Source organism: Streptomyces jumonjinensis (assembly GCF_009600885.1).
GTDB lineage: Bacteria > Actinomycetota > Actinomycetes > Streptomycetales > Streptomycetaceae > Streptomyces > Streptomyces jumonjinensis.
Map to the genome: position 1 here is coordinate 1,927 of NZ_VCLA01000205.1, position 23,327 is coordinate 25,253.

Below are 23,327 nucleotides of genomic sequence, written 5' to 3' on the forward strand. Positions count from 1 at the left end.
TGGTCGCGGAGCACGGAGAGGCAGTAGGTGAAGAGCCCGTCGAGGCAGGGCTCGTAACAGGCGGCCGGCTGCGGCTGTCGCGGGGAGGGCCGAGGCGCGCGCCGGTGCGCCGGTGGTGTGGGTGGGTGGCTCCGGCCTGCTGCTCATCACGCCGAGACCGTAGGCGCAGGGTGCCATCCGGTTCGCACCTCTTGAACGCTTTTACTTCGTACGGGTGAACAGTTCGCTCGATGGGGGACAGGAACCGTTAATTCCACCCTCATTGACGCGTGTCACGCTCAGGCTCGATCAGAATCCGACATCGGGTCCGGGGCCGTCCCGTGCCCGACCCCGGATCGGACAGTCGTTTCGAGTTTTCGGGGTTTTCTGGGTTCTGGGGGATTTCTGAGTTCTCGGGGTTTCTGGGTTCTCGGGGTTTCTGGGTTCTCGGGGTTTCTGGGTTCTCCCGGCCCGGGGCGGGCGGCCACGGGCGTCGTCAGCGGCATTTTCCCGGCCCGGGGCGGGCGGCCACGGGCGTTGTCAGTGGTCCCCGCTACGGTTCCTGTATGGCTGCCCGTACGAAATCCGCGAAGGACCGGCCGTCCTACCGCTGCACCGAGTGCGGCTGGACCACCGCCAAGTGGCTCGGCCGCTGCCCCGAGTGCCAGGCCTGGGGCACGGTCGAGGAGTACGGCACGCCCGCGGTGCGGACCACCGCCGCCGGGCGGGTCTCCACCGCCGCCCTCCCCATCGGGCAGGTCGACGCGCGGCAGGCCGCCGCCCGCTCCACCGGCGTGGCCGAGCTGGACCGGGTGCTCGGCGGCGGTCTGGTGCCCGGGGCCGTGGTGCTGCTCGCGGGCGAGCCCGGCGTCGGCAAGTCCACCCTGCTGCTCGACGTCGCCGCCAAGGCCGCGAGCGACGCCCACCCGACGCTGTATGTGACCGGCGAGGAGTCCGCCAGCCAGGTCCGCCTCCGCGCCGACCGGATCAACGCGCTGCACGACCATCTCTATCTCGCCGCCGAGACCGACCTCTCCGCCGTCCTCGGCCATCTGGACGCGGTCAAGCCCTCGCTGCTGATCCTCGACTCCGTGCAGACCGTCGCCTCGCCCGAGATCGACGGAGCGCCCGGCGGCATGGCCCAGGTGCGCGAGGTCGCGGGCGCGCTCATCCGCGCCTCCAAGGAGCGCGGGATGTCCACGCTCCTCGTCGGCCATGTGACGAAGGACGGCGCGATCGCCGGACCGCGTCTGCTGGAGCATCTGGTGGACGTCGTGCTCCATTTCGAGGGCGACCGCCATGCCCGTCTCCGTCTCGTACGGGGCATCAAGAACCGTTACGGGGCCACTGACGAGGTCGGCTGCTTCGAGCTCCACGACGAAGGGATCATCGGGCTCACCGACCCCTCGGGGCTCTTTCTCACCCGCCGGTCCGCCCCGGTGCCCGGCACCTGTCTGACGGTCACCCTGGAGGGGCGCAGGCCCCTGGTGGCCGAGGTCCAGGCGCTCACCGTCGATTCGCAGATCCCCTCCCCCCGGCGGACCACCTCGGGTCTGGAGACCTCCCGGGTCTCGATGATGCTCGCGGTGCTGGAGCAGCGTGGCCGGATCACCGCGCTGGGCAAGCGCGACATCTACAGCGCGACCGTCGGCGGGGTGAAGCTCTCGGAGCCCGCGGCGGATCTCGCGATCGCCCTCGCGCTGGCGTCGGCCGCCAGCGACTCCCCGCTGCCCAAGAATCTCGTCGCGATCGGCGAGGTGGGCCTCGCGGGCGAGGTCAGACGGGTCACCGGGGTGCAGCGCAGACTCGCGGAGGCCCACCGGCTGGGCTTCACCCATGCCTTGGTCCCCACCGATCCCGGCAAGATCCCCGCTGGGATGAGAGTGACGGAGGTGGCGGATGTGGGAGACGCGCTCAGGGTCCTGCCGCGCGGCCGGAAGCGAGCGCAGGAGCAGTCCGCCGGGGACGCCCCGGACGCGTAGCGTGTGGACGCCCCACGGGGCGGCGACACTCGCCGGTAGACTTTGCCCTGGTCTCGCCCATCCGTACGAGCCGGAGGAGTGCAGTGGCAGCCAACGACCGGGCAGCAGCACCCGGAAAGTCCGGCGCGGGCTCCGGCAACGAAGCACTGATCCGCGCCGCCCTGAGCGCGGTCGCTCCCGGCACCGCGCTCCGTGACGGCCTGGAGCGCATCCTCCGCGGCAACACCGGCGGGCTGATCGTCCTGGGCATGGACAAGACCGTCGAGTCGATGTGCACGGGCGGCTTCGTGCTGGACGTGGAGTTCACCGCCACTCGGCTGCGCGAGCTCTGCAAGCTGGACGGCGCCCTCATCCTGGACAAGGACATCGGGAAAATCCTCCGGGCGGGCGTGCAGCTGGTGCCGGACGCCTCGATCCCCACGGAGGAGACCGGCACCCGGCACCGTACGGCGGACCGCGTCTCCCGCCAGTGCGGGTTCCCGGTCGTCTCCGTCTCCCAGTCGATGCGGCTGATCGCCCTGTATGTGGACGGGGAGCGCCGGGTCCTGGAGGAGTCGGCCGCGATCCTCTCCCGCGCCAATCAGGCGCTGGCGACCCTGGAGCGCTACAAGCTGCGGCTCGACGAGGTGGCGGGCACCCTCTCCGCGCTGGAGATCGAGGATCTGGTCACCGTCCGGGATGTCACGGCCGTCGCCCAGCGGCTGGAGATGGTCCGCCGGATCGCCACCGAAATCGCCGAGTACGTGGTGGAGTTGGGCACCGACGGGCGGCTTCTCTCCCTCCAGCTGGACGAGTTGATCGCGGGCGTGGAGCCCGAGCGCGAGCTGGTCGTACGCGACTATGTGCCGGAGCCGACCTCCCCCAGAGCCGTGCCGGGGAGGGGCCCCCAGCGGTCGCGGACGGTGGCCGAGGCGCTCTCCGAGCTGGACGCGCTCACCCACACCGAGCTGCTGGAACTGCCCATAGTGGCCCGCGCCCTGGGCTACAGCGGCTCTCCGGAGACCCTGGACTCCGCGGTGTCGCCGCGCGGTTACCGGCTGCTGGCGAAGGTGCCGAGGCTGCCGGGAGCGATCATCGAGCGGCTGGTGGAGCACTTCGGCGGACTCCAGAAGCTGCTCGCGGCGAGCGTGGACGATCTCCAGGCGGTCGACGGGGTGGGCGAGGCCCGCGCCCGGAGCGTCCGGGAGGGACTCTCCCGGCTCGCCGAGTCGTCGATCCTCGAACGGTACGTATAGCGGCCTGGTGCGGGGATCTTACGTATGGGTCAGGCCGGGGCACACGCGCCCCGGCCTGACCCATACGTAGCGGCCTAGCCCTTTTTCAGGACGAACGACTGCGGCTTCACCGGCTCGCCGGGGAAGCGCAGTTCCACGAGATAGGTCCCGGCGGGCACGCGCCCTGCGGGAGGCGTCGCGCACTTCGGCTCGCTCCGTGTGCGGTCCCACTCCACGGTGTGCGAGATCGCGCTCTTCGCCGGGACGTTCAACACCAGATCCTGCCCGGGGCGCGGGCAGTCCTTCGACGACCACACCACTTCCGCCGAGTCGTTCTGGATGGTGAGCACGGCCGCCTTGGGGCCGAAGTCCGCCTTGCAGTGCGTGGAGGAGGTGTTGGTGGCGCGCATCCGGAACGAGGGCTTCTCGTCGGGCTCGTAGTCGTTACGGGTGTCCAGGGCCAACTCCAGTGCTCCGGAGGGGCAGTCGGGCAGTACGGAACCGGACCCGGCCCGCTGGCCCTCGGGAGCGCCGCCGCCCGAGCCGCTGCCCGAGCCGCCGCTGCCGGAACCGCCCGAGCCCGAACCGCCGGAGCCGGAGCCGCCGGAGCCTGTGGACCCGCCCGTGCCGCCGCCGCCCGAACCGCCGCTGCCGCCGGAGCCGCCCGGGTTCTCGCGCCCGCCGGGCTGTTCGCTGATCGCGGTCCCCGACCGCGAGGGGCCCGGGGTGATGGTCGAAGGTGCCGACGAGGACGCGCCGTTGGCCTTGCCGTCGCCGGCCCCGTCACCGTCTCCCCCGCCGGAGCTGATCGCCCAGATGGCCAGCACCAGGAGCACCACGGCCAGGAACAGCGCTACTGCCCTCCGCCGCCAGTAGATGGAGGAAGGGAGCGGCCCGATCGGATTGCGCAGAGTTCCCACGTACCGAACTCTACGAGAGAACACCGCCAACTCCCGTCCTACCCGCCGCTCAAACCGCAAGTTCTGGTGATCATCATCATGGCCGGGCGGCACGGACCCCCGACTTTCGTCGGGGTACGGCCTTGACGATCGCATCGGGTGACGGTTCCGGCCCCGCCGCTACGGTCGGTGAACATGGACAGCAGCATCACCCGCGGGCTCTACCGCGACATCACCGACTTCGCCGACTCCACTCCCCCCTGGGTCCAGGGGCTGGCCGAACTCTGGACGGAGGCAGGGCTGCTGCTCTTCGGAGCGCTCTTCCTGGCGGCATGGTGGCGGGCGCGCGGCGGCAGCACATCGGACATAGCCCTGGCGGTGCTCGCTCCGCTCGCGACGGTGGCGGGGTACGCGGTGAGCGAGTCGCTCAAGTCGGTGTTCGACGAGGAGCGGCCGTGCCGGACGGTCACCGAGGCGGCGGCGTCGCTGGCGGCCTGTCCGCCGACCGGGGACTGGTCCTTCCCGAGCAATCACGCCTCGATCGCGGGAGCGGCGGCGGTCGCGCTGGCGCTCGCGTGGCCGGGGCTGGTCTGGGCGGTGGCGCCGATGGCGCTGCTGATGGGGTTCTCGCGGGTGTTCGTGGGGGTGCACTATCCGCACGATGTGATGGTCGGCATGGTGCTGGGCGCGGTGGTGGGGGCCGGAGTGATGGTGGGGTTCGCCCGGCTGGGGGGAAGGACGCTGGGGGCGATGCGGGAAAGCCGCCACCGGCTGCCGGTGTGGTTCGCGGGCCCGGGCCGAGGCTGACCCGCGCCACTCGCGGGCCCCGGCCACTGCTGACCCCCGCCACTCGCAGGCCCCGGCCACGGCCGGCCCCCGCCACTCGCCGACCGTGACCGCGATATCACCCTCCGCCGCTTAGCCCATGGCTCCGGAGCGTATGCGGCGTCCGCTCCGGTCGGCATGTCAGGATCAGAGGGCCATGACTGACACCACCACAGAACCCTCCCCGGCCGACGCCGCCTCCCTCCACGCTCCCGTCATCGCCTGGTTCGACGAACACGCCCGCGATCTCCCCTGGCGCCGGCCCGAGGCCGGCGCCTGGGGAGTGATGGTCAGCGAGTTCATGCTTCAGCAGACCCCGGTCAGCCGGGTGCTCCCCGTCTACGAGCAGTGGCTGGCCCGCTGGCCCCGGCCCGCCGATCTCGCCGCCGAGGCTCCCGGCGAGGCCGTACGCGCCTGGGGACGGCTCGGGTATCCGCGCCGGGCGCTGCGGCTCCACGGAGCCGCGCAGGCGATAACGGAGCGGCACAGTGGCGACGTACCCAGCGACCATGGGCAGCTGCTCGCGCTCCCCGGCATCGGCGAGTACACCGCGGCGGCCGTGGCCTCCTTCGCGTACGGACAGCGGCACGCGGTCCTGGACACCAATGTGCGGCGGGTCTTCGCCCGCGCCGCCGGCGGCGTCCAGTACCCGCCCACGGCGACCACCGCCGCCGAGCGCAAGCTCGCCCGGGCCCTGCTCCCCGACGACGAGGAGACCGCGTCCCGCTGGGCCGCCGCCTCCATGGAGCTCGGCGCGCTGGTGTGCACCGCCCGCGGCGAGGACTGCACCCGCTGTCCCATCGCCGCCCAGTGCGCCTGGCGGCTGGCCGGGAAGCCCGCCCATGAGGGCCCCGCCCGCCGTGGCCAGACCTACGCGGGCACCGACCGCCAGGTGCGCGGCAAGCTGCTGGCCGTGCTGCGCGATGCCCGTACCCCGGTGCCGCAGTCGGCGCTGGACGCGGTCTGGAACGACCCGGTGCAGCGGGCCCGTGCGCTGGACGGGCTGGTCGCGGACGGTCTGGTGGAGCCGCTCGCGGACGGTCTGTACCGGCTTCCCGGCTGATCCCGGGCCCGCCCTTCCCCTCCGAAACTCCGCCGAAACATCGGCTGTTACACAACCGATGGATGGCCGTGCGCCGTCCGACGGCTTCTCCGCACAACGCCGTGACAACCGCTCCGTAGGTTCTGACGTAACGGAACGCAGGTGCATGTCACGGGGACGGAGGCGGTTGGAATGGCGCACGGCGAGGTGCTCGGCTTCGAGGAGTACGTACGCACCCGACAGGAGGCTCTGCTGCGCAGCGCCCGGCGGCTCGTGCCCGACCCCATCGACGCCCAGGACCTGCTCCAGACCGCCCTCGCCCGCACCTACGGGCGCTGGGACGGCATCGCCGACAAGTCCCTGGCCGACGCCTATCTCCGCCGCGTGATGATCAATACGCGTACGGAGTGGTGGCGGGCGCGCAAGCTCGAAGAGGTGCCCACCGAGCAGCTGCCCGACGCCCGCGTCGAGGACGGCACCGACCAGCGCGCCGACCGCGCCCTGCTGATGGACGTGCTGAAGGTGCTCGCCCCCAAGCAGCGCAGTGTGGTGGTGCTGCGGCACTGGGAGCAGATGAGCACCGAGGAGACCGCTGCCGCGCTGGGCATGTCGGCGGGTACGGTGAAGAGCACACTGCACCGGGCGCTCGCCAGACTCCGCCAGGAGCTGGAGAGCCGGGACCTGGACGCGCGTTCCCTGGAGCGCGGCATGTCCTGCGGGACCGATGAGCTCCGGGAGGCCGATGAGGTCAGCCGGATCCACGGGGTGCGGCATGACCGGAGTGACGACGAGCGGGGGCAGGAGCGGTGGGCGGCCTGACAGGCCCAAGGGCGAGCCCGGGCGGCGGAATTCCGCGGGGCGGCCGTCCCCGGGGGCGACATGGCGGAGGAGCACTGGCGGCGGGCACCAAGGCGATAGCCGTGCTCGTCGCCCTCGGGCTGTCCGCCGCCTGTTCCACGGGTGGCAGCGGCGTCCAGGACGAGGGCTCGGCTCAGGCGCAGAACAGACCCTCCTTGTCGTCCTCCGCCGCGGCCAAGGACGACAAGGGCGACAAGGGTGCCGAGGGCGCTGAACCGCGCACCATCGACGTCAACCCCGTACGGCTGGTCAAGGACGACCCCAAGGTCAGCGCCCAGGTGAAAGCGGGCCTCAAACCGTGCGCCGGGACCGCCTATCCGGTCGACTCCTTCTTCGGGAATGTCACCGGCGGAGACGCCACGGATGTGGTCGTCAATGTGCTGACCTGCGCCGACGGGGTCGGCCTCGGTACCTATGTCTACCGGGAGGTCGGCAGCGTGTACAAGAACGTCTTCGCTTCCGAGGACTCCTCGGTCTATGCCACGATCGACCGGGGCGATCTGGTGGTGACCCGGCAGGTGTACACGGAGAAGGCTCCGGTCGCCTCGCCCTCCGCCGAGGATGTGACCACCTACCGCTGGGACGACGGCAAGTTCACCCAGCGGCACTGGGTGCGCAGGGAATTCAGCGGGACGGTGGGGGAGGACGAACTGGTCGTCCCCGAGGAGACCGACCCATCGAGCGAGAGCTGAGAGCACCGGATGGCCGACACTCATGTGCTGTTCGTCGAGGACGACGATGTCATCCGTGAGGCGACCCAGCTGGCGCTGGAGCGCCACGGTTTCATGGTCACCGCCATGCCCGACGGGCTGCTGGGGCTTGAGGCGTTCCGGGCCAGCCGCCCGGATATCGCGCTGCTGGACGTGATGGTGCCCGGACTCGACGGGGTGAGTCTGTGCCGTCGTATCCGGGACGAGTCGACCGTACCCGTGATCATGCTCTCGGCCCGCGCCGACTCGATCGATGTGGTGCTCGGTCTGGAGGCGGGCGCCGACGACTACGTCACCAAGCCCTTCGACGGCGCGGTGCTGGTCGCCCGGATCCGGGCGGTGCTGCGCCGTTTCGGCCACGCGGGCGGGGGCGCCCCCGCCGCCGCCGGGCAGCAGTCGCAGGGCGCGCTGCTGAGCTTCGGCGATCTGGACGTGGACACCGAGGGCATGGAGGTCCGCAAGGGAGGCGCCCCGGTGGCGCTGACGCCGACCGAGATGCGGCTGCTGCTGGAGTTCTCCTCCGCGCCCGGCACGGTCCTCTCCCGGGACAAGCTGCTGGAGCGGGTCTGGGACTACGGCTGGGGCGGTGACACCCGGGTGGTGGACGTCCATGTGCAGCGGCTGCGCACCAAAATCGGCCAGGACCGGATCGAGACGGTCCGCGGCTTCGGCTACAAGCTCAAGGCATGAAGCGGCTCGTCCTGCGCACGGGTGTCCGCTGGAAGATCAGTATCGCCATCGCGGCGGTCGGCGCGCTGATCGCCATGGCGCTGAGTCTGGTGGTGCACAACGCCGCCCGGGTCTCCATGCTCGACAACGCGCGCGATGTGCAGATGGAACGGGTGGTGCTGGCCCAGCGCTGGTACGAGGCGTCCGAGAGCGAGGACCCCCGCTTCAACACCAAGGTCAACGACCCGGTGCTGCCCGATGAGCTCAAGCCGCTCATGCGGGAGAAGCGCCGGGGCAGCTTTGTGCAGGACCGGGGGGACGGGCCGCCGGAGATCTGGGCCGCGGTCCCGCTCGACAACGGCGATGTGCTCTCGCTGCACACCGAATTCTCGGGGCGCAGCACCTTCATCCTCAAAGAGCTGGACCGGGCGCTGCTCATCGGCTCGGTCTCCGTGGTCTTCGGGGGGTGTGCGCTGGGTGTGCTGATCGGCGGACAGATCTCGCGCAGACTGCGGAAAGCCGCGGCGGCTGCGGCCACCGTCGCCGAGGGCAGTACGGAGGTACGGGTACGGGACGCGATCGGCGGCCTCGTACGGGATGAGACCGACGATCTGGCGCGCGCGATCGACGCGCTGAGCGATGCGCTGCACGCGCGGATCGAGGCCGAGCGCCGGGTCACCGCGGATATCGCGCATGAGCTGCGCACTCCGGTCACCGGGCTGCTGACGGCCGCCGAGCTGCTGCCGCCGGGCCGGCCGTCGGAGCTCGTACGGGACCGGGCGCAGGCCATGCGGACGCTGGTCGAGGACGTACTGGAGGTGGCCCGGCTGGACAGCGCCTCGGAGCGGGCGGAGCTCCAGGAGATCTCGCTCGACGATTTCGTCACCCGCCGGATCGCGGCGCTGAACCCCGATGTGCCGGTGCAGGTGGTGCATGAGTCCTGGGTGAACACCGATCCGCGGCGGCTTGAGCGCATCCTGCTGAATCTGCTGACCAACGCGGTCAAGTACGGCAGGTCGCCGGTCGAGGTGACCGTCGAGGGCCGGGTGGTGCGGATCCGTGATCACGGGCCCGGTTTCCCGGAGGCGCTGCTGCGGGAGGGGCCGAGCCGTTTCCGTACGGGCGCCAGTGACCGGGCGGGTACGGGCCATGGTCTGGGGCTGACGATCGCGGCGGGGCAGGCGCGGGTGCTGGGGGCCCGGCTGACCTTCCGCAACGCCGCTCCGGTGGGGACGACGACGCCGGGTGAGACGGGGGGCGCGATCGCGGTGCTCTGGCTTCCGGAGCACGCGCCGACGAATTCCGGCAGTTTTCCGGTGCTCTCGGCCGCTGAGCGGGGCGGGGCGGGGCGGGGGCTCGCGGAGGGGGCCTGATCCCGGCCTCTCCGGGCCGGCCCGGACATGGGGAGCCTGATTCCGGCCCGGCGCGGGCCGGCCCGGAGATGGGGAGTGGGAGCGCGGACGGCGACGGCCCCCGGTGCGATATGCACCGGGGGCCGTCGCGCGCTGGTCACCAGGGTCTTAGCGGACCTGGGGCGCAGGGTGGGGTCAGAGAGTGACGCCCTGGGAACGCAGGTAGGAGATCGGGTCGATCGCCGTGCCGTAGTCCGGGGTGGTGCGGATCTCGAAGTGGAGGTGCGGACCGCTGGAGTTTCCGGTGTTGCCGGACAGGGCGATCTGCTCGCCGCCGCTGACCTGCTGGCCGACCTTCACGTTCACGCTGGAGAGGTGCGCGTACTGCGAGTAGACGTCGCCGTGCTTGACGACGACGGCGTTGCCGTACGCGGAACCGTCGCCGGCGCCGTTCGGGCCGGCCTTCACCACGGTGCCGGGGCCCACGGACTTGACCGGGGTGCCGCTCGGGACGGCGAAGTCCTGGCCGGAGTGCTTGCTCGCCCACATGCTGCCGCTGTTGCCATAGGTGGCGCTCAGGGCGTAATCGGCGACGGGCTTGCTCCAGCCCGTGCTGGCCGTGGCGGCAGCGGCCGGCTTGGCGGCGGCCGGCTTGGCGGCAGCCTTGGTCTCGGCGGCCTTGGCCTGGGCCTGCGCCTGGGCGGCGACGGCGCTGGAGGTGGTCGCGGTCACGGGCTTGGCGGCCGTGGTACCGGTCTCAGCGGCGAACGCGGCCCCTGCGCCGAGCACCGCTGCCGTTCCGACACCGGCTGCCAGCAGGGCGGAACGGGTACGGAGGTCGGACAGACGGGGACGACGAAGAGTGACACGCATACGGGGAAGCCTCCGGGCAATAAGGGACCCGGCACGGGAACGTGTGCCGGGATGCGTTGGCCATCCCTTGGTAACCGAAACACCCAGCTCACCTCAAACACCCCAATTACGACATTCTGTAGTAGCTGGAGCGCCGGGAATCAGGCTCTTGACACCTTTTGCCCAAGATCATTAATTGGTGCGGGCGGCGCTTCGGCGAGCTCCGCGGGATGCGGTTCCACCGCACGCCGATGCCCGGCCCACCCGATTGCCGACCCCTGCCCGGCGCCCCGCGCGGGCGGAGGGACCAAAGTCCCGGACGGGGCGGGACCTCAGGGCCGCCCCGGAGGCCCGGCCGTGCTCCTAGGCCGGCTAGTAGGGGCGTGGGGGCCTGTGTGCCTTGTCACCAGGGGCCCCGCCACGGCTGTGGGCCGGGTCACTGGCCCAGCGCCGCGAAAGTGGCCTGCGCCACTGGCCTCGGGCACGGGGGAAGGGGGTTGGGGGTGGGGGTGGGCGCGGTGTGCTGGGTCCCTTGCCGGGTGCGGGCGGGGGTGCTTCGGGGCTGGGGCCCGTGGTCCGCTCCGGGTGCTTCGGTGTGGGCTGGGTGCGGTGTGCTGGGGTCCGGGGGCCGCTCCGGCGGCCTGGGCAGGGGTGCTCCGGGGCTGGGGTCCGTGGTCCGCTCCGGGGTGGTGCCGGGACTCATGATTTACGGCGCGTTTCCAGTCCCTGTTTGATGGCGGGCCTCCTTTGCGCCACAAAATCACGTTTTACGTCCCGGCACCACCCCTGCGCGGCCCCCTCCCATGAGACCTCAACCCGCCCAACCCGGGTTCCGGGCAACCCCGGCAAACCCAGCCCCTTGGGGGTCCCCCCGGACGAAGTCTGGGGGAGATTGAGGAGCGGGGGGCCAAAATCAGCCCCGCCGGCGTTTGAGGCGCGGAGGTTCGGGGGCTGGCCCCCGACGAGGGCCCGACGCCGGGCAGGGTGGCTCGCACACAAGATCCAGCTCCGCCGGTGGCGAGCGGGGGCTCAAAATTCAGCCCCGCCGGCGCTTGAGGCGCGGAGGTTCGGGGGCAGGCCCACGACAAGGACCCGGTGCCGGGTGCCTTCTTCTCCCGGGAACGGCCGTCCGGGATCCTCCTGCCATGACCAGACCCGAGAACCCGACCCGGACCCCCCGCCGCCTCACCGCGCTCGTCTGCGTCCTCACCGCCGGTCTCGCGCTCACCTGGAGCGCCCCCGCCGGAGCGGGCCCCTCCGACAGCGGTCTCAAGAAGGCCGTCGACACGATCCTCGCCGACGCCCGGATGAGCGGCGGCGCGGCGAGCGTCGTCATCGCCGACGCCGTCACCGGGGAGCGGCTCTACCAGCGCTCCGGGACCGACCGGCTGATGCCCGCCTCCAACACCAAGCTCCTCACCTCCACCGCCGCGATGGCGCTCCTCGGCCCCGGCTACCGCCACACCACCGATGTGCTCTCGTCCGGCAGCCGCGACGGCTCCACCCTCGACGGCGATCTCCATCTGCGCGGCGGCGGCGACCCCACCACCCTCGCCAAGGACTACGCGAAACTCGCCGCCGGCGTCGCCGCGACCGGGATCAGACGCGTCACCGGACGGCTCATCGCCGACGACACCCGCTTCGACGCCCGGCGGCTCGGCCGCGCCTGGGCGGGCGACGACGAGTCCGCGTACTACAGCGCGCAGATCTCGCCGCTCACCGTCGCGCCCGACACCGACTACGACTCGGGCACCGTCATCGTCGAGGCCGTCCCCGGCGACCGGCCGGGCGACCGGCCCAAGGTCACCGTGGTGCCGAAGACCGCATACGTACGGCTCGACGTCAGCGGCACCACCGTCGCCGCCGGAGGGGCCGACACCCTCGCCGTCGAGCGGCGGCACGGCAGCAACACGATCACGGTCAGCGGCGCCATCCCCATCGGCGCGGGCGCCACCAAGGAGTGGGTGTCGGTCTGGGAGCCCACCGGCTACGCCGCCGCCGTCTTCTCGGACGAGCTCGCGCGCCATGGCGTACGCGTCAAGGGGACCCCGCGCCTGGGCGTCGCCACCCCGCCGGATGCCCGGGTCCTCGCCTCGCACCGCTCCATGCCGCTGCGGAAGCTGATGTTCCCGTTCATGAAGCTGTCGAACAACATGCACGCCGAGACGCTGGCCAAGACCATCGGTTACGAGACCTCCGGCCGGGGCAGCTGGAGCGCGGGCCTCGCGGCCATCGAGGGCTATCTGCGGACCGAAGGCGTCACCACCGCCGCCCTGCGCCAGACCGACGGCTCGGGTCTGTCCCGGATGAACGTCGTCCCCGCCGAGCAGCTCGCCCGGCTGCTGCTCGGGGTACGGGACGCCTCCTGGTACGCCGACTGGCACGCGTCCCTGCCGGTGGCCTGCGCCCCGGACCGGGCGGTCGGCGGCAGCCTGCGCAGCCGTATGTGCGGCACCCCGGCGGCGCTCAACGCCCACGCCAAGGTCGGATCGCTGACGGGGGCCTCCTCGCTGGCCGGATATGTGAAGGACGCCGGGGGCCGTGAGCTCGTCTTCGCCATCGTCCTCAACGGGTATCTGGCGCCGTCCGTGAAGAGCGTCGAGGACGCGATCGTGGTGACGCTGGCCCGATCCGACACCGCCGCCGGAACCATCAGGTCCATCGCTCCCCAGCGCGGCGGGGAGCCCTCCGAAGCCTCGGACACCGCTCTCGAATGCACCTGGCGGAAGCCGGAGATCTGCTGACCGGGCCCTGACGCAGAAAAGGGGCTGCCCCGGTCCGTACGACCGGGGCAGCCCCTTTCAGACTCTCGGACGCCGAGGCGCCCGTGAGGGCCTACGCCTCCTTCGAGAGGTTCGGTCCGGCGCCGCCGGCCGCCTGCTCGATCGGCGGGACGTCGGGCAGCGCCGACTTCTCCTCGCCGCGGAAGGTGAACTTCTTCTCCGCGCCCTCACCCTCGGTGTCCACGACCACGATGTGACCGGGGCGCAGCTCACCGAAGAGGATCTTCTCGGAGAGGATGTCCTCGATCTCCCGCTGGATCGTCCGGCGCAGCGGCCGGGCGCCCAGGACCGGGTCGTAGCCCTTCTTGGCGAGCAGCGACTTTGCCGTGGCGCTCAGCTCCCGGCCCATGTCGCGGTCCTTGAGCCGCTCGTCCACCTTGGCGATCATCAGGTCGACGATCTGGATGATGTCTTCCTCGGTGAGCTGGTGGAAGACGACCGTGTCGTCGACACGGTTGAGGAACTCGGGCCGGAAGTGCTGCTTCAGCTCTTCGTTGACCTTGACCTTCATCCGGTCGTAGTTCGACTTGACGTCGCCCTGGGCGGCGAAGCCCAGGTTGAATCCCTTGGAGATGTCCCGGGTCCCGAGGTTGGTCGTCATGATGATGACCGTGTTCTTGAAGTCCACGACCCGGCCCTGGGAGTCGGTCAGACGACCGTCCTCCAGGATCTGGAGAAGGGAATTGAAGATATCGGGGTGGGCCTTCTCGACCTCGTCGAAGAGGACGACGGAGAACGGCTTCCGGCGCACCTTCTCGGTGAGCTGGCCGCCCTCTTCGTAACCCACGTATCCGGGCGGGGAACCGAAGAGACGGGAAACCGTGTGCTTCTCGCTGAACTCCGACATGTCGAGGGAGATCAGCGCGTCCTCGTCGCCGAAGAGGAATTCGGCGAGAGTCTTGGACAGCTCGGTCTTACCGACGCCGGACGGGCCGGCGAAGATGAACGAGCCTCCGGGCCGCTTGGGGTCCTTGAGACCCGCCCTGGTCCGGCGAATGGCCTGCGAGAGCGCCTTGATGGCGTCCTTCTGGCCGATGACGCGCTTGTGCAGCTCGTCTTCCATGCGGAGCAGCCGGGAGGACTCCTCCTCGGTGAGCTTGAAGACCGGAATGCCGGTCGCCGTGGCGAGGACTTCGGCGATCAGCTCGCCGTCGACCTCGGCGACGACGTCCATGTCACCGGCCTTCCACTCCTTCTCGCGCTTGGCCTTCGCGGCGAGCAGCTGCTTCTCCTTGTCGCGCAGAGAGGCGGCCTTCTCGAAGTCCTGGGAGTCGATCGCCGACTCCTTGTCACGGCGGACGCCCGCGATCTTCTCGTCGAACTCGCGGAGGTCCGGCGGCGCGGTCATCCGGCGGATGCGCATCCGGGATCCGGCCTCGTCGATCAGGTCGATCGCCTTGTCCGGCAGGAAGCGGTCCGAGATGTACCGGTCCGCGAGGGTGGCGGCCTGGACGAGGGCCTCGTCCGTGATGGAGACCCGGTGGTGGGCCTCGTAGCGGTCGCGCAGACCCTTGAGGATCTCGATGGTGTGCGGCAGCGAGGGCTCGGCGACCTGGATGGGCTGGAAGCGGCGCTCAAGGGCCGCGTCCTTCTCCAGGTGCTTGCGGTACTCGTCCAGCGTGGTGGCGCCGATGGTCTGGAGCTCACCGCGGGCGAGCATCGGCTTGAGGATGCTGGCCGCGTCGATCGCGCCCTCGGCGGCGCCCGCTCCGACGAGCGTGTGCAGCTCGTCGATGAACAGGATGATGTCGCCGCGGGTGCGGATCTCCTTGAGGACCTTCTTCAGCCGCTCCTCGAAGTCACCGCGGTAGCGGGAGCCGGCGACGAGCGCGCCCAGGTCCAGGGTGTAGAGGTGCTTGTCCTTGAGGGTCTCGGGCACCTCGCCCTTGACGATGGCCTGCGCCAGGCCCTCGACGACCGCCGTCTTGCCGACGCCGGGCTCGCCGATGAGCACGGGGTTGTTCTTGGTGCGGCGGGACAGCACCTGCATGACCCGCTCGATCTCCTTCTCGCGCCCGATGACCGGGTCGAGCTTGGATTCCCGAGCGGCCTGGGTGAGGTTCCGGCCGAACTGGTCGAGGACGAGGGAGGTCGAGGGGGTGCCCTCGGCGGGACCGCCCGCGGTGGCGGCCTCCTTGCCTCCCGAGTAGCCGGAGAGCAGCTGGATGACCTGCTGCCGCACCCGGTTCAGGTCGGCGCCGAGCTTCACGAGGACCTGGGCGGCGACGCCCTCGCCCTCGCGGATCAGGCCGAGCAGGATGTGCTCCGTGCCGATGTAGTTGTGGCCCAGCTGAAGAGCCTCGCGGAGCGACAGCTCCAGGACCTTCTTGGCACGGGGGGTGAAGGGGATGTGCCCGGACGGGGCCTGCTGGCCCTGGCCGATGATCTCCTCCACCTGCTGGCGGACCGCCTCGAGCGAAATCCCGAGGCTCTCCAGGGCCTTAGCGGCGACACCCTCACCCTCGTGGATAAGGCCCAGGAGGATGTGCTCGGTGCCGATGTAGTTGTGGTTGAGCATCCGGGCTTCTTCCTGAGCCAGGACGACAACCCGCCGCGCGCGGTCGGTGAACCTCTCGAACATCGTTAATCGCTCCTCAGAGCGGTCAGGCAGTAAGGGGTCGGTCCCCTCCCTGTCCTTCCGCAGCTTAGTCCCGCAAGCGGGGACCGCTCATTCCAACTGCCGACACCCGTCTGTGGCCTCCTGACCCCTGAACGCCGACAACTACTCAAACCCGATGGTGCGAGACGATGTTCCCGCAGGCCAGGCAGTTACTCTCGCCATCACTACGCCGATGGCGAACGTGAGACCACCCTGCGAGCCGTGTCGCCCCTCCCCACTAGGAATGTCTTACCCGTAAGCACTGACAGTCCATGCGGCGCGCATGGGTTCCCTCAGCTACGGGCGAACAACGTCGCACCCCCGGAACGCATCCGAACACCCCCCTCGCCCGCACTCGGCGCGATATCGCGCACACTCTCCGTAACTCGCGGGGCGGCGGCCGAGTTCCCGGGGGCATGGCATCGATTTCCCGAAGCACCCCGCCCGCGGTCCCGCTCCCCCGTACCCCCGCCGCCTGCGAGCGCGGATCCCGGGCCGAGGGGCCCTGGGCCCGGCTGTACCAGTGGGCCCACTGGTACCGGGACGCGCTCGGCTGGACGCTGGCCGAAGAGGACGACGGCAGCGGCGGCAGCGGCGGGATGCGTCCCGTGCTGCTCACCGGGGTGCGTTTCGATGTGCTGGAGCTGCCTGCGGACGCCGGAGCGGCCCTGCTGCGCCGCGCGGGACCCACTGGACCGGTAGCGCTCTCGGAGGGCCGTATGAGGCTGCTGGTGGCCGCGGGGAGCGCGGAGGAGGTGCCGGGGCTGCTCGACTGGCTGGAGTGGGGCGGGATCGCTCTGGAGCTGACCGCTCTCGGTACGGGAGGACGGATGACCGCCCCGCCCCCACCCGGGTGGTCCGGCTCCCGGGAGGCCGCCGTATGGCTGCGGCCCCCCGTGCCGGGGCGAGGAACAGAGCCGGCGCTTCCGGCCCTCACCCCGTTCGGGCGCGGTACGGGAGCGGGCCGGGGCGGGGGCCCCGATCTGGTCCGGCTCCTGGACGCGGCGGCGACGGAGTGCCACCGGGCCCGTTTGCTGCGTACGAATGCGCGTCCACAGGCGACCACGGATGCGAACGCGTACGAATGCGCAGCGTGCGAATACTCGGCCGATTAAGAGTCCGCTGAGTACGCCGCTCCGCCGTTCGCCTTCTCGTAGGCCTCACGAACCGTGGCGGGGACTCGGCCGCGGTCGTTGACCTCGTAGCCGTTCGCCTTGGCCCAAGCGCGGATTTCCGCGGTGTCCTTGTTGCCGCCCGCGGCGGCACGGCCCTTGCCACGCCCCGAAGCGGCACGGCCACCGGTGCGCCGGCCGCTCTTCGCGTACGGCTCAAGGAGACCGCGGAGCTTGTCCGCATTGGCGGTAGTGAGGTCGATCTCGTAGGTCTTGCCGTCCAGCGCGAACGTCACCGTCTCGTCCGCCTCGCCACCGTCGAGGTCATCGACAAGAAGGACCTGAACCTTCTGTGCCACCGGATTTCCTTTCATCGAAAATGCAGGACGCGGAAAGGAAACCGCTTTTCTGTGAGAAACACAAACCCTTGGGAGAGGTTCAGATCCCTGAGAACACGGGAAACGTGCGCGATTCGGACATTCGGACATAGAGACCCGGCCCGGGTTCCCGGCGCCAGCGATGATCACAGGTGCAGAAGCATCCGGCTGTTGCCCAAGGTGTTCGGCTTCACGCGTTCGAGCCCGAGGAACTCGGCGACACCCTCGTCATAGGAACGCAGCAGCTCGGAGTAGACATCTGTGTCGACCGGCGTCTCGCCGATCTCCACGAAGCCGTGCTTGGCGAAGAAGTCGACTTCGAAGGTCAGGCAGAAAACCCGTCGCGTCCCCAGCCAGCGCGCTGTGTGCAACAGCTTGGCCAGTACCTGATGGCCGATGCCATGCCCTCGGAAGGCGGGATCGACGGCGAGAGTGCGCACTTCCGCGAGGTCTTCCCACATGATGTGGAGAGCGCCGCATCCGACGACCGTACCGTCTTCGTCTCGTTCCGCGACCCAGAACTCCTGGATGGACTCGTAAAGGGTGACCGTCGCTTTGTCGAGCAGGATGCCTTCACTCACGTACGGGTCCACGAGTCGGCGGACCGCGGGCACATCCCCGGTCCTGGCCCGGCGGACGGTGATGGCATTTGGCTCGGCATATGGCATGCGTTGACGCTATCGCCCCGGGGCGGCCTCGCCGTCGGCACCCCGGTCACCGGGGAGTTCTCCGGAGGCGGGGAGTGAGGCGGGGAGTTCCGTCCCGCCCTCTTCGGCGGCTCCGGGCTCTTGAACCGTCGCAGCCTCTTGAACCGTCTCGCCCTCTTGAACCGTCGCAGCCTCTTGAACCGTCTCGGTCCGGCCGGGGTCGCCCTGAACGATTCCCACCGCGGCTTGCAGCGACTCCCGTTGCTCGGGGGACATCATCCCGAAGAAGGCGACCAGGGCAGCCGCCGGGTTGTCGCTCTTGGACCATGCCTCGTTCATCAGTGCGGCCGAGTAGGCGGCCCGGGTGGAGACCGCCGTATATCGATAGGCGCGGCCCTCGACTTCCCTCCGGACCCAGCCCTTCTGATGGAGATTGTCCATTACGGTCATCACCGTCGTGTAGGCGATGGACCGTTCCCGCTGAAGGTCTTCCAGGACTTCCCGGACGGTGACCGGCCTGTTCCATTGCCAGACCCGTGTCATGACGGCGTCTTCGAGATCTCCCAATTGACGGGGCACAATGCCACTATACTGGGAGAATTCGGAATACTCGGCAATGACGTAACAAAAAGGACGTACGGTCGGTCGAAAGACCTGCCGTACGTCCATTCACAGGGGATGCCGGAGAGCGTCAGCCCTCGCGGCCGGGCTGGCGGGCCGCCTCGGCGCGGGCGATCGCGGCGTCCACGGCCGCGTCCTCCTTCGCCTTGTTCGGGCCGCCCTGGCTCTTGACGATCGTCACGATCAGCGCGGTGAAGAGGGCGGCCATCACCACGGGCGGCACAAGGGCGGATACGTAGTCCATGGCTCCCAGAGTAGCTAGCCTGCCGCGCGCTGGGCGGAGGGGGGCGCGGGGCGGCGGCGGGGTGGGAAGACCTCGGACGGCTTGGGCACCGGCCGCTCGCCGGGGGCGGGGGCGGGGGCCTTGGGCTGCGGATGCACGGGCTCGGGGGCCGGTTTCGGCTTGGTCTGGGGTTTCGGCCGGGGCTCGTCGGCGGCCCGGCCGCCGGGGAGCGCGAGCAGTCTCGCGCGCGGGGCGGGCGCGGTGGGGGTACGGCCCCGGGCGAGCCGCTGCCGTACCGACCGCTCGGCGAGCGTCTCGCAGCGCGCCAGCAGGGCCGTGCCGACCGGGTGGCCGTCCAGTGTGCGCAGCGCCGCCAGCTCGGCGGGGCCGGGGTCGTATCCGGCTGCCAGCGCGTCCTGGAGCAGCTCCAGATAGCTCGCGGCGGAGCCGGGGAGGGCGTCGCGGTAGCGGGCGAGGTCGGCGAGGAGAAAGGCGCGCAGCCGCCCGGCCTCGCGGCTGGCCTCGTCGAGGGATTCGGCCAGTCTGAGACAGTCCTGGACATCCTCGTCGGGGAGCGGAGCGGGGTGAAGGGCGACGGCGAGGGCGCGTCGGAGCACACGCAGCTCGTCTGCGCTGAAGGCCATAGCGCCGCGGGATCCGTATGGCGTGGGCATGGGGCGACCATACGTGCGACATGGACAAAATCGACCTAATGCCATTTCGGTGGGCGCGCCGCAGCGCCCCAGCGGAGGCCAGAAGGACCCGAGGACCCAAGGCCCAAGGCCCGGTGCCCCGGCCCCGGCGGACCCCAGACCCGCACGCACCCGGAGGCCCGGCGGCCCCCGGCGGCCCGCCCCGGCCCGCCCCAGCCACACCCGCCCGTGCGCCCCATCCGGGCGGGCACCCGCTCACCCCCGCCGGGACGCCCTCACATCCGCGCGATATTGCGTTCGTAGACCAGCCGGAGTCCGATCAGCGTCAGCCACGGCTCGTGCTCGTCGATCTCCGACGACTCCCCCAGCACCATGGGCGCCAGCCCCCCGGTCGCGATCACGGTCACCTCGCCGGGCTCCTCCGGGGCCAGCTCGGCCTTCATCCGGCGGACCACGCCGTCCACCTGGCCGGCGAAGCCGTACAGAATGCCCGACTGCATCGCCTCCACCGTGTTCTTGCCGATCACGCTCCGGGGGCGGGCCAGCTCGATCTTGCGGAGCTGGGCCCCCTTGACCCCCAGCGCCTCCACCGAGATCTCGATGCCCGGGGCGATCACTCCGCCCGTGTACGCGCCCGAGGTGCTCACCGCGTCGAAGGTGGTCGCCGTGCCGAAGTCCACGACGATCGCCGGGCCCCCGTACAGCTCGACCGCCGCCACCGCGTTGATGATCCGGTCGGCGCCGACCTCCTTGGGGTTGTCCATCAGGATCGGCACCCCGGTCTTGATGCCCGGCTCCACCAGCACCGCCGGGACGTCGCCGTAGTAACGGCGGGTGACCTCGCGCAGCTCGTGCAGGACCGAGGGGACGGTCGAGCAGATCGCGATGCCCTCGATCCCGTCGCCCAGCTCCACGCCGAGCAGCGGATGCATGCCCATCAGGCCCTGGAGGAGCACGGCCAACTCGTCCGCGGTACGGCGGGCGTCCGTGGAGATGCGCCAGTGCTCGACGATCTCGTCCCCGTCGAAGAGACCGAGGACGGTGTGGGTGTTGCCGACGTCGATGGTGAGCAGCATCAGGCGTCCGCCTCTCCGGGTGCGGTCCCGGACGCGTCACGGAGGTCGAGGCCGATGTCCAGGATCCGGGAGGAGTGCGTCAGGGCGCCCACCGCGAGATAGTCGACGCCGGTCTCCGCGTAGGCGCGGGCGTTCTCCAGGGTGAGCCGGCCGGAGGACTCCAGGACCGCGCGGCCCGCGGTGATCGTCACGGCCTCCGCGGTCTCGGCGGGGGTGAAGTTGTCCAGCAGGATCAGATCGGCGCCCGCCTCCAGCACCTCCCGCACCTGGTGCAGGGTGTCCGCCTCGACCTCGATGGGCAGGTCCGGGTACGCCTCCCGGACCGCCTTGAAGGCCGCCGTGACGCCGCCCGCGGCCACCACGTGGTTGTCCTTGACCAGCGCCGCGTCCGAGAGGGACATCCGGTGGTTGACGCCGCCGCCGCAGCGCACCGCGTACTTCTCCAGGGCGCGCAGCCCCGGTGTGGTCTTCCGGGTGTCGCGGACCTTCGCCCCGGTGCCCGCGAGGGCGTCCGTCCAGGCGCTGGCGGCGGTCGCGATGCCGGAGAGCCGGCAGAGGATGTTCAGCGCGCTGCGCTCGCCGGTCAGCAGCTCACGGGTGCCGGTGGTGACGGAGAGCAGCTTCTGGCCCGCCTCCACCCGGTCGCCGTCGGCGACATGCCGTTCGACGGTGAACTCCTCGGTCGCCACGACCGACAGCACCGCCTCGGCGATCTGGAGGCCCGCGACGGTGCCCGCCTCACGGGCGGTGAAGTCGCCGGTGGCGACCGCGTCGGCGGGCACGGTCGCCTCGCTGGTGACGTCGACGCCGCCGTCCAGGTCCTCGGCGAGCGCGACATGGGCGATGTCCTCGATCTGTACGGGGTCGAGCCCCGCCTCGGCGAGCAGCGCGGCGAGCGCGGGGTCGAGACCGCACTCGTACATCTCCTCCCCGCCGTCGTGAGCGCAGCCGCAGGAGTCCCCGCAGCCGGTCTGGATGAGCGGTACGTCCACGGGTACGGGACGTTCTTCGGGCGTGCTCACGGCTGGTGCTCCCTCAGGACTGTGGGTGGAAAGGCGGTGCTGTCGGTGCGGGTGACGACGAGCGAGCGGTCGGGGGCCATCCGGACCACCAGATGGCGGTCCCAGTCGGCGGCGGCGCGGTCGGGGCGGTCCTCGCGCCAGTGGCAGCCGCGGGTCTCCTCGCGCTCCAGGGCCGCCGCGGTGAGCACCCGGGCGACACAGAGGAGGTTGGCGGTCTCCCAGGACTCCACTCCGGGCTCGGGGATCTTCTCCCCGTCGTCCGCGGTCGCCCGGTGGACCTCTTCCAGGGCGGCGGCGGCCTGCCGCAGGCTGTCGTCCGAGCGGAGGACGCCCGCGCCCAGCGACATGATCCGCTGGATGGCGGCGCGGGCCTCGGGGGCGATCGGCGGCAGTGCGGAGAGCCCGTCCGGGCTCTTGGGCTCGCCCGCCGTCAGCGGGGCGAGCGCGGCGATGTCGGCGGCGATCCGCTCGGCGAAGACCAGCCCCTCCAGCAGGGAGTTCGAGGCCAGCCGGTTGGCGCCGTGCACTCCGGTGCAGGCCACCTCGCCGCAGGCCCACAGGCCCGGGACGGTGGTCCGGCCGTGGAGATCGGTGCGTACGCCCCCGGAGGCGTAGTGGGCCGCCGGGGCGACCGGGACGGGCTCGGTGACCGGGTCGATGCCATGGGCCCGGCAGGCCGCCAGGATGGTGGGGAAGCGCCGCTCCCACATCGCCGCGCCGAAGTGGCGGGCGTCGAGATACATGTGGTCGGCGTCCTGCTCCCGCATCCGCCGCATGATCGCCTTGGCGACGATGTCCCGGGGGGCGAGTTCGGCCAGCTCATGCTGTCCGAGCAGGAAGCGGACGCCCGAGGCGTCCACGAGATGCGCGCCCTCGCCCCGTACCGCCTCGGAGACCAGCGGCTGCTGGCCCTCCGACTCCGTGCCCAGGAAGAGCACGGTGGGGTGGAACTGGACGAATTCGAGGTCCGAGACCTCGGCTCCGGCGCGCAGCGCGAGGGCCACGCCGTCGCCGGTGGAGACGGCGGGGTTGGTGGTGGCGGCGAAGACCTGGCCCATGCCGCCGGTGGCGAGGACGACGGCCGGGGCGTGGACCGCTCCGACGCCGTCGTGCTGGCCCTCTCCCATGACGTGGAGGCTCACTCCGGCGGTGCGGCCGGCGGCGTCGGTGAGCAGATCGAGGACGAGCGCGTTCTCGATGGTGCGCAGGCCCGCGTCGCGGACGGCTTCCACCAGGGCGCGGGAGATCTCCACGCCGGTCGCGTCACCGCCCGCGTGCGCTATCCGGCGGCGGTGGTGGCCGCCCTCGCGGGTCAGCTCGATCACTCCGTCGGCCGAGGTGTCGAAGTGCGCGCCGGCGGCGATCAGCCGGTGTACGGCTCCGGGGCCCTCGGTGACCAGGGTGCGTACGGCTTCCTCGTCGCACAGGCCCGCGCCCGCGACCAGGGTGTCGGCCAGATGCTGCTCGGGGGTGTCGCCCTCGCCGAGGGCCGCCGCGATGCCGCCCTGGGCCCAGCGGGTGGAGCCGTCGTCCAGCCGGGCCTTGGTGACCACGACCGTGGAGAGCCCGGCCGCCGCGCAGCCGAGCGCGGTGGTCAGGCCCGCGACGCCGGAGCCGACCACGACGACGTCGGCGGAGATGGCCCAGCCGGGGGCGGGGGCGTCCAGCCGTATGCCGGGGGTCTGGGGTGCGGCCGTCACGAGCTGGCTCCGAACCTGAGGGGGATGTTGTCGATCAGCCGGGTGGCGCCGACCCGGGCGGCGACGGCGAGGATCGCGTCGCCGTCGTGGCCGTCCGGGACCTCGGTGAAGTCGGCGGGGTCGATCAGGGCG

The 23,327-nt window shown here is 71.1% G+C and carries 21 protein-coding genes and 1 pseudogene; 10 read left to right on the plus strand and 12 right to left on the minus strand.

Annotated elements, in window-relative coordinates; genetic code table 11:
* Positions 1-545: 545 nt before the first annotated feature.
* Both radA and disA read left to right on the plus strand, forming a co-directional pair.
* Positions 546-1,961: a DNA repair protein RadA gene (gene radA / locus FF041_RS37150; protein ID WP_153527191.1), complete on the plus strand. Its 1,416-nt coding sequence runs from the start codon at positions 546-548 to the stop codon at positions 1,959-1,961.
* 83 nt (positions 1,962-2,044) lie between these two features.
* Positions 2,045-3,196: a DNA integrity scanning diadenylate cyclase DisA gene (gene disA / locus FF041_RS37155; protein ID WP_323372052.1), complete on the plus strand. Its 1,152-nt coding sequence runs from the start codon at positions 2,045-2,047 to the stop codon at positions 3,194-3,196.
* Positions 3,197-3,270: 74 nt separating this feature from the next.
* On the opposite strand, the gene FF041_RS37160 is transcribed toward disA, so the two are convergent.
* Positions 3,271-4,095 carry a hypothetical protein gene (locus FF041_RS37160; protein WP_153527193.1) on the minus strand — a complete coding sequence of 275 codons (825 nt, stop codon included), beginning with the start codon at positions 4,093-4,095 and terminating at the stop codon, positions 3,271-3,273.
* Between the two features lie 174 nt (positions 4,096-4,269).
* On the opposite strand from FF041_RS37160, the gene FF041_RS37165 reads away from it, so the two are divergent.
* The 6 genes from FF041_RS37165 to cseC all read left to right on the plus strand — a co-directional run bounded on the left by FF041_RS37165 (position 4,270) and on the right by cseC (position 9,551).
* A complete protein-coding gene (locus tag FF041_RS37165; RefSeq protein WP_153485314.1) occupies positions 4,270-4,881 on the plus strand; it encodes a phosphatase PAP2 family protein in 612 nt (203 codons plus the stop codon).
* A 175-nt stretch (positions 4,882-5,056) separates the two neighbouring features.
* Positions 5,057-5,962, plus strand: coding sequence for an HhH-GPD family protein (locus tag FF041_RS37170; protein WP_153527195.1), 906 nt, complete (start codon positions 5,057-5,059; stop codon positions 5,960-5,962).
* 171 nt (positions 5,963-6,133) lie between these two features.
* Positions 6,134-6,760: a SigE family RNA polymerase sigma factor gene (locus tag FF041_RS37175; protein ID WP_153527197.1), complete on the plus strand. Its 627-nt coding sequence runs from the start codon at positions 6,134-6,136 to the stop codon at positions 6,758-6,760.
* Positions 6,761-6,861: 101 nt separating this feature from the next.
* Entirely contained in the window at positions 6,862-7,491 is a 630-nt protein-coding gene (locus FF041_RS37180) for a hypothetical protein (protein WP_323393707.1), read from the plus strand.
* Between the two features lie 9 nt (positions 7,492-7,500).
* Positions 7,501-8,199, plus strand: a complete 699-nt coding sequence (gene cseB / locus FF041_RS37185; RefSeq protein WP_153485311.1) for a two-component system response regulator CseB — start codon at positions 7,501-7,503, stop codon at positions 8,197-8,199.
* On the plus strand, positions 8,196-9,551 hold the full coding sequence (cseC, locus tag FF041_RS37190; protein ID WP_153527199.1) for a two-component system sensor histidine kinase CseC: 1,356 nt from the start codon (positions 8,196-8,198) through the stop codon (positions 9,549-9,551). Before cseB ends, cseC begins: the two co-directional genes overlap by 4 nt.
* A gap of 174 nt (positions 9,552-9,725) precedes the next feature.
* Here cseC and FF041_RS37195 read toward each other — a convergent pair whose 3' ends face one another.
* A complete protein-coding gene (locus FF041_RS37195) occupies positions 9,726-10,403 on the minus strand; it encodes a M23 family metallopeptidase (RefSeq protein WP_153527201.1) in 678 nt (225 codons plus the stop codon).
* Positions 10,404-11,527: 1,124 nt separating this feature from the next.
* Between FF041_RS37195 and dacB the strand changes: the two genes are divergently transcribed.
* Entirely contained in the window at positions 11,528-13,126 is a 1,599-nt protein-coding gene (gene dacB / locus FF041_RS37200) for a D-alanyl-D-alanine carboxypeptidase/D-alanyl-D-alanine endopeptidase (RefSeq protein ID WP_153527203.1), read from the plus strand.
* Positions 13,127-13,217: 91 nt separating this feature from the next.
* On the opposite strand, the gene FF041_RS37205 is transcribed toward dacB, so the two are convergent.
* Positions 13,218-15,746, minus strand: coding sequence for an ATP-dependent Clp protease ATP-binding subunit (locus FF041_RS37205; protein WP_153527205.1), 2,529 nt, complete (start codon positions 15,744-15,746; stop codon positions 13,218-13,220).
* Between the two features lie 434 nt (positions 15,747-16,180).
* On the opposite strand from FF041_RS37205, the gene FF041_RS37210 reads away from it, so the two are divergent.
* Complete coding sequence (locus tag FF041_RS37210) at positions 16,181-16,879, plus strand: SCO3374 family protein (RefSeq protein ID WP_228388948.1); 699 nt, start codon at positions 16,181-16,183, stop codon at positions 16,877-16,879.
* On the opposite strand, the gene FF041_RS37215 is transcribed toward FF041_RS37210, so the two are convergent.
* The 9 genes and pseudogenes from FF041_RS37215 to FF041_RS37250 form a co-directional block, all read right to left on the minus strand.
* Entirely contained in the window at positions 16,876-17,235 is a 360-nt protein-coding gene (locus tag FF041_RS37215; RefSeq protein WP_323393708.1) for a histone-like nucleoid-structuring protein Lsr2, read from the minus strand. The genes FF041_RS37210 and FF041_RS37215 overlap by 4 nt on opposite strands.
* Positions 17,236-17,399: 164 nt before the next feature.
* Positions 17,400-17,921 carry an amino-acid N-acetyltransferase gene (locus FF041_RS37220; protein ID WP_153485301.1) on the minus strand — a complete coding sequence of 174 codons (522 nt, stop codon included), beginning with the start codon at positions 17,919-17,921 and terminating at the stop codon, positions 17,400-17,402.
* A 9-nt stretch (positions 17,922-17,930) separates the two neighbouring features.
* A complete protein-coding gene (locus FF041_RS39925; protein ID WP_267133263.1) occupies positions 17,931-18,443 on the minus strand; it encodes a BlaI/MecI/CopY family transcriptional regulator in 513 nt (170 codons plus the stop codon).
* Between the two features lie 148 nt (positions 18,444-18,591).
* On the minus strand, positions 18,592-18,765 hold the full coding sequence (locus FF041_RS38625; protein ID WP_194292365.1) for a hypothetical protein: 174 nt from the start codon (positions 18,763-18,765) through the stop codon (positions 18,592-18,594).
* 14 nt (positions 18,766-18,779) lie between these two features.
* Complete coding sequence (locus FF041_RS37230) at positions 18,780-19,388, minus strand: hypothetical protein (protein ID WP_194292366.1); 609 nt, start codon at positions 19,386-19,388, stop codon at positions 18,780-18,782.
* A gap of 284 nt (positions 19,389-19,672) precedes the next feature.
* On the minus strand, positions 19,673-20,473 hold the full coding sequence (locus FF041_RS37235; protein ID WP_153527211.1) for a type III pantothenate kinase: 801 nt from the start codon (positions 20,471-20,473) through the stop codon (positions 19,673-19,675).
* The gene (nadC, locus tag FF041_RS37240; RefSeq protein ID WP_323393710.1) at positions 20,473-21,495 is read right to left on the minus strand and encodes a carboxylating nicotinate-nucleotide diphosphorylase; all 1,023 of its coding nucleotides are present in this window, start codon (positions 21,493-21,495) and stop codon (positions 20,473-20,475) included. The genes FF041_RS37235 and nadC overlap by 1 nt, the downstream gene beginning before the upstream one ends.
* The gene (locus tag FF041_RS37245) at positions 21,492-23,195 is read right to left on the minus strand and encodes an L-aspartate oxidase (protein ID WP_323393711.1); all 1,704 of its coding nucleotides are present in this window, start codon (positions 23,193-23,195) and stop codon (positions 21,492-21,494) included. The genes nadC and FF041_RS37245 overlap by 4 nt, the downstream gene beginning before the upstream one ends.
* A pseudogene (locus FF041_RS37250) lies at positions 23,192-23,327 on the minus strand (pantoate--beta-alanine ligase); the annotation flags it as partial. The gene FF041_RS37245 and the pseudogene FF041_RS37250, both read right to left, overlap by 4 nt.

Excerpts from the sequence above, each read along its gene's own strand:
- radA (WP_153527191.1), top strand. The coding sequence starts at position 546 with ATGGCTGCCCGTACGAAATCCGCGAAGGACCGGCCGTCCTACCGCTGC.
- FF041_RS37165 (WP_153485314.1), top strand. The coding sequence starts at position 4,270 with ATGGACAGCAGCATCACCCGCGGGCTCTACCGCGACATCACCGACTTC.
- FF041_RS37170 (WP_153527195.1), top strand. The coding sequence starts at position 5,057 with ATGACTGACACCACCACAGAACCCTCCCCGGCCGACGCCGCCTCCCTC.
- FF041_RS37175 (WP_153527197.1), top strand. The coding sequence starts at position 6,134 with ATGGCGCACGGCGAGGTGCTCGGCTTCGAGGAGTACGTACGCACCCGA.
- cseB (WP_153485311.1), top strand. The coding sequence starts at position 7,501 with ATGGCCGACACTCATGTGCTGTTCGTCGAGGACGACGATGTCATCCGT.
- cseC (WP_153527199.1), top strand. The coding sequence starts at position 8,196 with ATGAAGCGGCTCGTCCTGCGCACGGGTGTCCGCTGGAAGATCAGTATC.
- FF041_RS37195 (WP_153527201.1), bottom strand. The coding sequence starts at position 10,403 with ATGCGTGTCACTCTTCGTCGTCCCCGTCTGTCCGACCTCCGTACCCGT.
- dacB (WP_153527203.1), top strand. The coding sequence starts at position 11,528 with ATGACCAGACCCGAGAACCCGACCCGGACCCCCCGCCGCCTCACCGCG.
- FF041_RS37205 (WP_153527205.1), bottom strand. The coding sequence starts at position 15,746 with ATGTTCGAGAGGTTCACCGACCGCGCGCGGCGGGTTGTCGTCCTGGCT.
- FF041_RS37210 (WP_228388948.1), top strand. The coding sequence starts at position 16,181 with ATGGCATCGATTTCCCGAAGCACCCCGCCCGCGGTCCCGCTCCCCCGT.
- FF041_RS37220 (WP_153485301.1), bottom strand. The coding sequence starts at position 17,921 with ATGCCATATGCCGAGCCAAATGCCATCACCGTCCGCCGGGCCAGGACC.
- FF041_RS39925 (WP_267133263.1), bottom strand. The coding sequence starts at position 18,443 with ATGACACGGGTCTGGCAATGGAACAGGCCGGTCACCGTCCGGGAAGTC.
- FF041_RS38625 (WP_194292365.1), bottom strand. The coding sequence starts at position 18,765 with ATGGACTACGTATCCGCCCTTGTGCCGCCCGTGGTGATGGCCGCCCTC.
- FF041_RS37230 (WP_194292366.1), bottom strand. The coding sequence starts at position 19,388 with ATGGCCTTCAGCGCAGACGAGCTGCGTGTGCTCCGACGCGCCCTCGCC.
- FF041_RS37235 (WP_153527211.1), bottom strand. The coding sequence starts at position 20,473 with ATGCTGCTCACCATCGACGTCGGCAACACCCACACCGTCCTCGGTCTC.